This is a genomic window from Mesorhizobium sp. M0563 (genome assembly GCF_040321065.1).
In the GTDB taxonomy this organism is placed as follows: Bacteria; Pseudomonadota; Alphaproteobacteria; order Rhizobiales; family Rhizobiaceae; genus Mesorhizobium.
In genome coordinates, this window is the sequence record NZ_JAMYQV010000003.1 from 350,625 (window position 1) to 359,923 (window position 9,299).

Annotated in this window: 13 protein-coding genes; 4 read left to right on the plus strand and 9 right to left on the minus strand. The window is 62.2% G+C overall.

Annotated elements, in window-relative coordinates; all coding sequences use genetic code 11:
* Positions 1-72 precede the first annotated feature (72 nt).
* Both NKI50_RS07085 and NKI50_RS07090 read right to left on the minus strand, forming a co-directional pair.
* Positions 73-483 carry an SRPBCC family protein gene (locus NKI50_RS07085; RefSeq protein ID WP_352715955.1) on the minus strand — a complete coding sequence of 137 codons (411 nt, stop codon included), beginning with the start codon at positions 481-483 and terminating at the stop codon, positions 73-75.
* A complete protein-coding gene (locus NKI50_RS07090) occupies positions 480-803 on the minus strand; it encodes an ArsR/SmtB family transcription factor (RefSeq protein WP_023716560.1) in 324 nt (107 codons plus the stop codon). The genes NKI50_RS07085 and NKI50_RS07090 overlap by 4 nt, the downstream gene beginning before the upstream one ends.
* 199 nt (positions 804-1,002) lie before the next feature.
* On the opposite strand from NKI50_RS07090, the gene NKI50_RS07095 reads away from it, so the two are divergent.
* From NKI50_RS07095 to NKI50_RS07110, 4 genes are all read left to right on the plus strand, one after another.
* Complete coding sequence (locus NKI50_RS07095; RefSeq protein ID WP_352493885.1) at positions 1,003-1,245, plus strand: type II toxin-antitoxin system Phd/YefM family antitoxin; 243 nt, start codon at positions 1,003-1,005, stop codon at positions 1,243-1,245.
* On the plus strand, positions 1,245-1,670 hold the full coding sequence (locus NKI50_RS07100) for a type II toxin-antitoxin system VapC family toxin (RefSeq protein WP_352482869.1): 426 nt from the start codon (positions 1,245-1,247) through the stop codon (positions 1,668-1,670). Before NKI50_RS07095 ends, NKI50_RS07100 begins: the two co-directional genes overlap by 1 nt.
* A 100-nt stretch (positions 1,671-1,770) precedes the next feature.
* The gene (locus NKI50_RS07105) at positions 1,771-2,001 is read left to right on the plus strand and encodes an AbrB/MazE/SpoVT family DNA-binding domain-containing protein (protein ID WP_023676182.1); all 231 of its coding nucleotides are present in this window, start codon (positions 1,771-1,773) and stop codon (positions 1,999-2,001) included.
* Positions 1,991-2,398 carry a PIN domain-containing protein gene (locus NKI50_RS07110; protein ID WP_352715958.1) on the plus strand — a complete coding sequence of 136 codons (408 nt, stop codon included), beginning with the start codon at positions 1,991-1,993 and terminating at the stop codon, positions 2,396-2,398. The genes NKI50_RS07105 and NKI50_RS07110 overlap by 11 nt, the downstream gene beginning before the upstream one ends.
* A gap of 64 nt (positions 2,399-2,462) precedes the next feature.
* Here NKI50_RS07110 and NKI50_RS07115 read toward each other — a convergent pair whose 3' ends face one another.
* From NKI50_RS07115 to NKI50_RS07145, 7 genes are all read right to left on the minus strand, one after another.
* Complete coding sequence (locus tag NKI50_RS07115; RefSeq protein ID WP_352715960.1) at positions 2,463-3,719, minus strand: RNA polymerase sigma factor; 1,257 nt, start codon at positions 3,717-3,719, stop codon at positions 2,463-2,465.
* Between the two features lie 118 nt (positions 3,720-3,837).
* Positions 3,838-4,206: a YciI family protein gene (locus tag NKI50_RS07120; RefSeq protein WP_352547395.1), complete on the minus strand. Its 369-nt coding sequence runs from the start codon at positions 4,204-4,206 to the stop codon at positions 3,838-3,840.
* A 399-nt stretch (positions 4,207-4,605) separates the two neighbouring features.
* The gene (locus NKI50_RS07125) at positions 4,606-5,388 is read right to left on the minus strand and encodes an ABC transporter ATP-binding protein (protein WP_352493882.1); all 783 of its coding nucleotides are present in this window, start codon (positions 5,386-5,388) and stop codon (positions 4,606-4,608) included.
* A gap of 10 nt (positions 5,389-5,398) precedes the next feature.
* Complete coding sequence (locus tag NKI50_RS07130) at positions 5,399-6,196, minus strand: ABC transporter permease (protein ID WP_245278504.1); 798 nt, start codon at positions 6,194-6,196, stop codon at positions 5,399-5,401.
* 97 nt (positions 6,197-6,293) lie between these two features.
* Positions 6,294-7,295: an ABC transporter substrate-binding protein gene (locus NKI50_RS07135; protein ID WP_352715963.1), complete on the minus strand. Its 1,002-nt coding sequence runs from the start codon at positions 7,293-7,295 to the stop codon at positions 6,294-6,296.
* A gap of 215 nt (positions 7,296-7,510) precedes the next feature.
* Positions 7,511-8,242, minus strand: coding sequence for a histidine utilization transcriptional repressor HutC (hutC, locus tag NKI50_RS07140; protein ID WP_352715966.1), 732 nt, complete (start codon positions 8,240-8,242; stop codon positions 7,511-7,513).
* A 31-nt stretch (positions 8,243-8,273) separates the two neighbouring features.
* A complete protein-coding gene (locus tag NKI50_RS07145) occupies positions 8,274-9,296 on the minus strand; it encodes a zinc-dependent alcohol dehydrogenase (RefSeq protein WP_352716036.1) in 1,023 nt (340 codons plus the stop codon).
* Positions 9,297-9,299: the final 3 nt, after the last annotated feature.

Sequence of the window (9,299 nt, forward strand, 5' to 3'; positions counted from 1 at the left end):
GCTTGCCTCCATTATCGCCCCGCCATCTGCCGGTCTGTAACAGAGCCCCTGCTTGAATAGCGCCCGCGGACCTCAGTCCGTCCGCGCCAGAACCTGCTCCAGATCGTCAAAGAACCTCGGCCAGCCGACTTTGGCACCCCGGAAGTAAGGCTGCTGATCCGGCCGGAAGCCCGACTGCTCCATGCGCAAGCGGACCCCGGTACTCGTGGGGGTGAGGGTCCAGGAGACGACACTCTTGAGATCCTTGGTATCCCACGTGTAAGTCAGCGTTCTGTTCGGCTCGACCGTCCGGACCTGACATTCGACGGAGCCCCAGGCCGCGTGAAGATTAAAACGGTGGTCCGCGACAGGCTTGAAGTCGTTTTTCATGAGCCACTCCTCGATCAAGTGTGGTTGCGTGAGCGCGCGCCAGATCTTCTCGGGCGGATAAGCGATCTCCCGTTCGACAACGACGGAGAGTGTTTCGGTCGACGTTCGGTTCACTGGTCCATCCTTTTGAGCAGGTCTTCGAGGTCGTCGAACCGGCTCTGCCAGAACCCGGTCATCTGGCTTGTCCAGTCGATCAGGGGGGCAAGCGCAGCAAGCTGCGCGCTATAGTGGGTCTGTCGTCCTGCATGGCGGTCGCGCACCAGCCCCGCCTGCCTCAAAACCCCGAGATGCTTCGACACGGCCGGTTGCGAGATCCCGGCCTGAGCCGTCAGAGCCCCGACCGTCTGCTCTCCTTCGCGACACAGTCGCTCAAAAATAGCGCGCCGAGTCGGATCGGCAAGCGTTCTGAAGAGTACATCGTGAGCGTTTGGCATTGGGATCGATAACCCTTCGGCTATTGATCGATGTATAACCATTGGGATATGTATTAGTCAAGCGGAAAGCGGCATAATTCTCGTTACAGGAGCGATCACCTGCTTCGCTCACGCAGCCAGTTGCTCATTCGCCGTACTCTGCGCTGGAATCGTCAAGCGTGATGCGCTATATGACCATCTACATGGTCAGGAGCGTGACATGGACGTGGTCAATCTGGCGGACGCCAAGGCACATCTGAGCGAGCTCGTCGACCGGGTCGAGGCTGGAGACTCGATCGACATCACCCGGCGTGGCAAGCCGGTCGCCCGACTCACGGCCGTGGCCCGCCCCCGCAGGCGGATCGACGCCGTCCTGCTCCAATCCCTGACCGCAACCATGCCTCTGCAGGCTCAGGCCGCCGCCGATCTGGTGCGATCGATGCGAGATGGCGATCGCTATTGATGCTTTATCTCGACACTTCGCTGATCGTAGCAGCGCTATCCAACGAAGCCATGACCGCGCGCGTTCAGGGCTGGCTGGCGGAGCAGGACCCAGCGCAACTTGTGATCAGCGACTGGACCATCACCGAGATGTCCTCCGCCATGGCGATCAAGCTTCGGACCGGACAGATTGACCTGGAGCAGCGCGCAGCAGCGCTCGCGATGTTCAACAAGCTGGTCGCCGAGAGCTTCACCGTGCTGCCGGTGACGGGCGGGCATTTTCGGGTCGCCGCGAAATTCGCCGATCAGCATACGCTCGGGCTTCGTGCTGGCGACGCCCTGCACCTCGCGACGGCATCCGAGCATGGCGCCACGGTGAGAACCCTCGACCAGCGGCTCGCCGAGGCAGGGCCGATACTCGGCGTGCCGACGCAGTTGCTGGCATGATCAAGGCTCCTCCTTCAAATGCATATATCCCAAGTTGCCTTGATCTCGACCACTTCTGGATATACATGTCTCCTGGCGTATATCTAGGAGAGGAAGTGGCATGCAGGTCGCCAAATGGGGAAACAGTCTTGCGGTCCGCCTTCCCGCCGCTGTGGTCGAAGCGCTTGAACTCAGGGAAGGCGATGAGATCGAAATCCATGTCGCTGACGCCCGCCAGCTTGGCGTGGCGCGGAAGCCCGGGCGCGAGGAGTTGCTGAAGCGTCTCCGCGCCTTCCGTGGTCGGCTCCCCGCTGACTTCAAATTCGATCGGGACGAGGCGAATGCCCGTTAGTTTTTTTGATACCAATGTCCTACTTTATATCGCGTCAAGCGATACGGCGAAGGCTGATCGGGCCGAGGCGGCCATCGCTGCTGGCGGGGCGATCAGCGTGCAGGTTCTCAACGAACTCGCCAACGTCGCGCGTCGGAAGATGCAAATGTCATGGACCGACACGCATGCGCTGCTGACCACGCTGCGCGACCTGTTGACGGTTCATCCGCTCACGCTCGAGACCCACGAAACAGGATTGAGGCTCGCCGAGCGGTACAGCCTTTCTACCTATGACGCGATGATCGCGTCCGCGGCGATTCACGCTGGCTGCGATACACTTTTGTCAGAGGATATGCAGCACGGAATGGCGCTCGGCGATGGCTTGCGCATCGTTAATCCCTTTCGCGTTGCGGGTTGATCTCGCTCATTGAAGGCGGCTTTCGGCCCTGCCGAGCGGCGTTTCAGGCACCGAGGGCGATGCTTCAACCACAAGCGTCGGCGCGGGCGAGGAGAAAGGCCGCTTCCCGCGCGTTGCGGGTGAGCTTGGCCGCCGCCTCGAATTCGGCGCGGGCCTCGGCCAGCCGGCCGGCCCGAAACAGAAAGTCGCCCCTCGCTGCCGGCAATGGCGCATAGTTGCGCAGGGCGGCGGCGCCGGCAATCTCGTCTACCAGCCGCAGGCCCGCCTCAGGCCCGAAGGCCATGCTGTGGGCGACCGCTCGATTGAGATCGACCACCGGCGAGGGCATCACTGCTCGCAGCCGGTCGTAGAGCGCTGCGATGCGGGGCCAATCGGTATCGGCCGGACTGCGCGCCCGCGCATGGCAGACTGCAAGCGCGGCTTGTAACGCATAGGGGCCATCGCCCCCGAGAGCTTCGGCGCGGGCCAGCGCGTCAAGGCCCCGGCGGATCAGCAGTTGGTCCCAGCGTGCGCGGTTTTGCTCGGTCAGGGTCAAGAGGGCGCCGTCCGGCCCGATGCGTGCGGGCAGGCGCGATGCCTGGATTTCCATCAGAGCCAGCAGGCCGAACACTTCGGCATCCTCGGGCATCAGCCCCGCCAGCATACGGCCCAGCCGTTGTGCCTCCAGGCACAGGCCCGGCCGGACAAGGTCGTCGCCGGCCGTGGCAGCATAGCCTTCATTGAAGATGAGATAGATGACCTCCAGCACCGAGGACAGACGCGCCGCACGCTCGGCACCGCGCGGCACCTCAAAGCTGAGCCCGGCCTTTCCGATCGTCTTCTTTGCGCGGACGATGCGCTGGGCGATCGTCACCTCGCTCGACAGGAAAGCACGGGCGATCTCGTCCGTCGTCAGACCGCCGATGACACGCAGCGTGAGCGCCGCGCGGGCGTCGGCCGAAAGTACGGGGTGGCAGGCTGTGAAGATGAGGCCCAGCAGCTCGTCGCCAAGATCGTCGTTGATGGCCATTTCGATCACCTCGGCCGCGCCGTTGCACTCGCCGTCAAGCTCCCGCGCGATCTCTTCATGCTTGCGCTCGCGCATCTTGTCGCGACGGATCGCGTCGATGGCGCGGCGTTTGGCGACCGTCATCAGCCAAGCGCCGGGATTGGCCGGCACGCCGGCCCTGGACCATTCAGACAGAGCTATGACCAGGGCGTCTTGCACCAGCTCCTCTGCAAGGTCGACATTGCGCACGAGGCGGACCAGACCCGCGATGAGCCGGGCCCGTTCAATGCGAAAAATCGCTTCGATCGCCTGGTGCGTCTCGCCTGCAGTCATGCTGCCTTGTCGGCCAAAGCCATAACGGAGGCAAGCAGATTGCGGCCGACAGTCTCGGTTGCCGCTGAGCTTCTCGCGCGTTCGGTCATGGATTTCCGTGACCTCCGGCGTCAGATTCTCATTGCCAATCAGCCATCTCGTACAGCGGCCGGATTTCGATCTCGCTCGGTCCCGGCATGGGATTGGGGCAGCGCTTCACCCAGGCGACCGCCTCGTCCATGTCCTTGACTTCCCAGAGCCAAAAGCCGGCGACCAGTTCGCGGGTCTCGGCGAAAGGCCCGTCGATGACCGTCCGGCGGGGACCATCGAACGCAACGCGCTTGCCCTGCGAGGAGGGCTTGAGGCCGTCGGCGTCGAGCAGGATGCCGGCATTGCGCAGCTCGTCGTTAAATCTGCCCATCGCCTCCATCGCCTCCTTAGCCTCGGGTGTGGGGAGAAAGCCCTTTTCGCTGTCCTCGGTAGCCTTCACGAGCACCATCACACGCATCGTCTGTCTCCTTGTTTGAGCCGGCCTCATAGGCCGGCATCGGAACGACGAACGGAGTTTAGGAAATCGACATTGTCCTGCAAATTTTTTTCGACGGTTGAGGCGCGGGACGCCAATGGCCGCTTCCGGGTCAGGAATCGCGACGGTGCGATATTGAGATTGGGCGCTTGACGGGCGCCCGAGTCACAAGCTCGAACACGAGTTTCAAGAACGCGTTGATCGGGCGAAGCTCCTGCTACCCTTCAGACGGCCGCGAATGAACCTGTGAACCGGCTTGTGATCGGCAATCCGTAGCGGCATCAGGCGTTATCCGGCTGAAACTCCGTCTTCCGAGACGATCCCCGCGCCCAGCCGCGTTCGTTGCGCTGCTCTTGGACCTGACACGCATGAGTGGCCCGCCTAAACCATTTCGGGACGTTTTGAAGCCTCGCGGATCGCCTTGTGCACGCTGCGCTGCAAATCCATGAAAGCCGGGGTTTCCATGACCTCTTCCCGGCGCGGGCGCTCGATGTCGACATTGAAGGTCTGCATGATGCGTCCCGGGCCGATCCCCATCACAACGATGCGGTCGGACAGGTAGACCGCCTCTTCCACATCATGGGTGACGAAGAGCACGGTGAGCCTGTGCTCCTCCCAAATCTGCGTCAGGAGTTCCTGCATCTGATGCCTGGTCAAGGCATCGAGCGCGCCAAAGGGCTCGTCCATCAGAAGCATTTTGGGTCGATAGGAAAGAGCACGCGCTATAGCCACACGTTGCTTCATGCCGCCCGAAAGCTCAGACGGATAGCGATTGGCGCTGTGCGGGAGCTTGACCAGATCGAGATGCTCGCGTGCTATCCTGCGGCAGGTCGCGCGATCATGACCCGCGGCCTTGAGCGCGAACTCGATATTCTGCTGCGCCGTCAGCCAGGGAAGCAGGGTGTAGGACTGGAAGACGACGCCGCGGTCGAGACCCGGCTGCAGGATCGGCGAGCCATCGATGGCAAGATCTCCTGCGTCGAAATCCTGCAGTCCGGCAACGATCGACAGCAGCGTGCTCTTGCCGCAACCCGACGTGCCTACCAGCGAGACGAACTCGTTGTCGGCAAGATCGAGATTGATATCGCGCAACACTTCCGTGCGCCGCGCGCCCGTGCCGAAGCTCTTGTGGAGACCTTTGATCCCCAATTTGGGCAAACTCATCGGCCCGGCCTCATTGCACGTGGCCCTCCTGCCGGAACAACACTTTTCCCAGTGCCTTCATGACCTGGTCGGTGATGAGACCAAGCACGCCCAGCAGCAGGATGTAGCCGATGATGGTGTTTGTCTGGAAATAGCGCTGGGACACGGTGATGCGGTAGCCGAGGCCTGATGTCGCCGCGACAAGTTCCGCCAACACCAGCCAGGTCCAGGCCCAGCCGAGACTGATGCGCAGCGTATCCCAGATGCCCGGCAAGGCGCTGGGAACCACGATGCGCGTCAGGATCTTGCGATCCGGCAGGCCGAGCGTCCTGCCAAGGCCAATGAAATCAGCGGGAACCCGCTTCACATTGTCCATGATCATCAGCACCTGCTGGAAGAAGGTGCCGATGAAGATGATCAGGAACTTCTGCGCATCGCCCGTCCCGGACCACAGGATGGAGAGGGGCACGAACGCGACCACCGGCATGTAGCGGATGAAATCCACAAGCGGCTCGATCGCCGCTTCCCAGGTCCGGAAGCTGCCGATCAGCACGCCAATCGGAATCGCCAGGGCCGAGGCGATGAGGAAGCCAATGGAAATACGGTATATCGAGGTCCTGAGATCCAGCCACAGCGTGCCGTCACCCGCGAGCTTGCCGAGTTGGGTCACCACGCTTCCCGGCGAGGGTAGGAAAATCGGCTTTACCAGCCCAAGCCCCGTTGCCGCCCACCAGGCGAGGCCGAGGCCGGCAAAGACGGCCACCGCTATCATCAGGAAGCGCGAGCGTGCGATAGGCGCGCCGATCCCGGAGGATCGGCGACGGCGCATCGGCTGTTTGGTCACCGGCCCCGGTGCTGCGTGAGACGGGCTTGGCTTGGTCGCACGCTGCTCGGACATTTGCGTCACCACCGCGAGCCGGCCCTCGTCATTTCGCGGCCTTGACGAATGACGGGTCGATCATCTGCTCCGGCGTCACGTCCGCCTGAAGCAGCCCGGCGTTCTTGGCGGCCGCCTCGACATCGGCGAATGTCTTGGTGGAAAATTCGCCCGTCAGCGCATCCTTGTTTTCGGCGAGAGTATAGTAACGCACGCCATCAAAGGCGGTGTTGAGGTCTTCGACGCTCGAACCGACCGCCTTGGAGATGATCGCCCGGCCGTCGGGCGTGTCGGCGTTGTAGGCCTTCAGGGCCGCATCCCAGGTCTTGATCATGGCAAGCACCTGGCCGGGACGCGACTCGATCACCTCATCGCGCACCACGAACACGTCGCTGATCAGGCCGGGATCTTCGCCCGCGGTGAAGAGCAGCTTGACATCCTTGTTCTGCGCCCTGGCCGCGGTGAGATAGGGCTCATAGGTAACCGCGACCGGCACCTGGCCAGCGATCAACGCACTGCCGGCATCCGCCGCCGGCATCGGAACCGGCTGGACATCGGCGATGGACATGCCGTTCTTGGCCAGCGCGTATTTGAGCAGGATGTCGCTCGTCGTGCCTTCCTCGAAAGCGACCTGCTTTCCCTTGAGGTCAGCGACGGAGGCGATGTCCTTGCCGGCGATCATGGCGTCCGCCGTCATGCTGACGTCGAGCAGAAGCACGATCTTCACCGGCAGGCCGGCCGCAACCATGCCCATGGCCGTGTGGGTCGCGATATTGGCGGCATCGAGCTGGCCGCTGGCCAAGGCGGCGTTGATGTCCTTGTCCTCGGCGAAGTTCACGATCTGTACGCCGGACAGCCCGTTTGCCTTGAACAGACCCTTGGCTTCGGCGACGTGCCACTGGCCGTAGCCAAGCCATGGCTCGATGCCGATCTTGAATGTTCCTGCCTCAGGCGTCGCCGGAATGGTTGTATCGGCCGCGTAGGCCGCCGGGGCGAACCCGACGGCAGCAACCATAACGAGTGCCCGAAATTGTCCTGCTAGGTTACGCATCGTCTTGTTCCCCTTGATGATCAGGCCGCTTTTTTTGAACCAAACATCCGGCCTGGTGAGAATGCGGGCTTCTGCTCTTGCGGCACCGTGCCTCGGCATCTTAGCGTCAGTTCAACCGAAGTGCGACGACACTTCAACGTCAGCAACAGCGGATGTCAAGGCTAAATACATACATGCATATACAAGTCAGACCTCTCTGAATCGCTTCACTGCGATCAGGTTTTTTTGGACGGAGAATACCGACTGCCAAGCGAGTAGCGGCTTCCAACGTAAGTCAGCTTGCTGATCGTGGCAACGACGGCGCCCGTCCATGTCCGGCGATGCAGAAGCAGGCAGCAGCTGCCGGCATCGATGCCCAGATGCCGCGCCGTTTCGGCATCGGCAGGGGTCGCCGAAATGATATGCTCGACCTCCGTCACCGGGGTTTTCTGCATGAGATAGTCGTAGGTTGCTGTCCTGGAAAAATCCTGCTTGTCATAGTCGGGTATCAGGCCCGGGTTGACGAAGCGCTCTTCCAGTTGCACAGGCAGGTCGTTCTCGAAGTTGACGACAATGGAATGATAGATCGACACGCGCTTTGCGAACTCGAACGAAAGCGCGAGTTCCTTTGTCGGCATGATCTCTTCGAGGACGATAACCGCGGAGCGATGCCTGTTTCCCCGCGCGACAATTTCCGCTGCGATGTTGTTGATTTCGATCAGTGCGGATTGCGGTCGAGGTGGCGCGATGAATGTGCCGACGCCCTGGAGCCGGATCAGAAAACCCGCAGAGGTCAACTCCCGCAAGGCACGATGGACCGTCATCCGAGACACGCCGAGTGTCGCCACGAATTCATTTTCGGACGGCAGCTTCCGATCCTTGCTCCATCGCCCCGTTCCGATGTTCGTCAGGATGTAGTCCTTGACCTTCTCGTAAAGAGGGCTGACGGTGTCGGGCAAAGTGATCATTTCAAAAATCCTTTCCGGCAACGTTCGGAAATCACACGCGCCCGGCAGACCGCATCCGGATGATTGTTTTCAAGCCATCGCCCTGCCCCGCCAACAGCCGCTCATAGGCTGCGGGAACATCATCCAGACCGATCTCGCGGTCGATCAGTTCGACCATGGGCTCGGTCAATTCGCCGAGCATCCGGATGGCGTCGGGAAGCTCATCTGCAAAGGCGTGGCATCCCAGCAATGTGATTTCGCGTTCAACCAGGATGTTGGGATCGATATCGAGGCGCCTATGGAATATGCCGACCATCGCAACGGTGCCGCCGGCATCGAGAACGCCGAGCAGCTGGCTGAGTGCTGCGATGCTGCCGGTCGCTTCGACGGCAGCGAGCAAGGGGGCATCGGCGGTCGCCGCGGCAATGGCGTCCCGGTTCAAGTCGACGATGCTGGCGCCTGTCACCCGCGCCACCCGGGCGCATCGGCCAGGGTTGCGATCGGCGACGAGCACGGTGCCTGCGAAGGTTCGAGAGAGCAGCAGCGCGGCAAGACCGCCAATGGTGCCGCAGCCGACGACAAGAACGGAGCCGACCGTTTTCGGCAGACGCCGCACTGCATGCAACGCTACAGCCAGCGGCTCGGCCATCGCCGCGACCCGTTCGTCAAGCGCGGTATCGACGACGTGCAGCAGGCGTGCGGGCAGGACCGCTTGTTCGGCAAATCCGCCGTCGCATATTTCGCCAACAAAGCCCAGCGACGTGCAAAGATGCCGCCTGCCTGCATGGCATTGCGCGCACTCTCCGCACCAGAAGCGGGAATCGGCGACCACTCGGTCGCCAACAGCGACGGTGTCCACGCCCTCGCCGATGGCGATCACCGTGCCTGTCAGTTCATGGCCTGCCGTCGAAGGCGACCGGCTTATCCACTGGCCCGTGCGGAAGTTGTGGAGATCGGAACCGCAGATGCCTGCGGCATCGACCCTCAGCTTCACCCAGCCCACCTCGGGAGCGCCTGGCGCGGCGATATTCTCGACGCGCAAGTCGCCGGGTCCATGGAGTCGTGCCGCCCTCATCAT

Coding starts and splice junctions, on each gene's coding strand:
- NKI50_RS07090 (WP_023716560.1), bottom strand. CDS start 803: ATGCCAAACGCTCACGATGTACTCTTCAGAACGCTTGCCGATCCGACT.
- NKI50_RS07095 (WP_352493885.1), top strand. CDS start 1,003: ATGGACGTGGTCAATCTGGCGGACGCCAAGGCACATCTGAGCGAGCTC.
- NKI50_RS07100 (WP_352482869.1), top strand. CDS start 1,245: ATGCTTTATCTCGACACTTCGCTGATCGTAGCAGCGCTATCCAACGAA.
- NKI50_RS07105 (WP_023676182.1), top strand. CDS start 1,771: ATGCAGGTCGCCAAATGGGGAAACAGTCTTGCGGTCCGCCTTCCCGCC.
- NKI50_RS07110 (WP_352715958.1), top strand. CDS start 1,991: ATGCCCGTTAGTTTTTTTGATACCAATGTCCTACTTTATATCGCGTCA.
- NKI50_RS07115 (WP_352715960.1), bottom strand. CDS start 3,719: ATGACTGCAGGCGAGACGCACCAGGCGATCGAAGCGATTTTTCGCATT.
- NKI50_RS07120 (WP_352547395.1), bottom strand. CDS start 4,206: ATGCGTGTGATGGTGCTCGTGAAGGCTACCGAGGACAGCGAAAAGGGC.
- NKI50_RS07125 (WP_352493882.1), bottom strand. CDS start 5,388: ATGAGTTTGCCCAAATTGGGGATCAAAGGTCTCCACAAGAGCTTCGGC.
- NKI50_RS07130 (WP_245278504.1), bottom strand. CDS start 6,196: ATGCGCCGTCGCCGATCCTCCGGGATCGGCGCGCCTATCGCACGCTCG.
- NKI50_RS07135 (WP_352715963.1), bottom strand. CDS start 7,295: ATGCGTAACCTAGCAGGACAATTTCGGGCACTCGTTATGGTTGCTGCC.
- hutC (WP_352715966.1), bottom strand. CDS start 8,242: ATGATCACTTTGCCCGACACCGTCAGCCCTCTTTACGAGAAGGTCAAG.
- NKI50_RS07145 (WP_352716036.1), bottom strand. CDS start 9,296: ATGAGGGCGGCACGACTCCATGGACCCGGCGACTTGCGCGTCGAGAAT.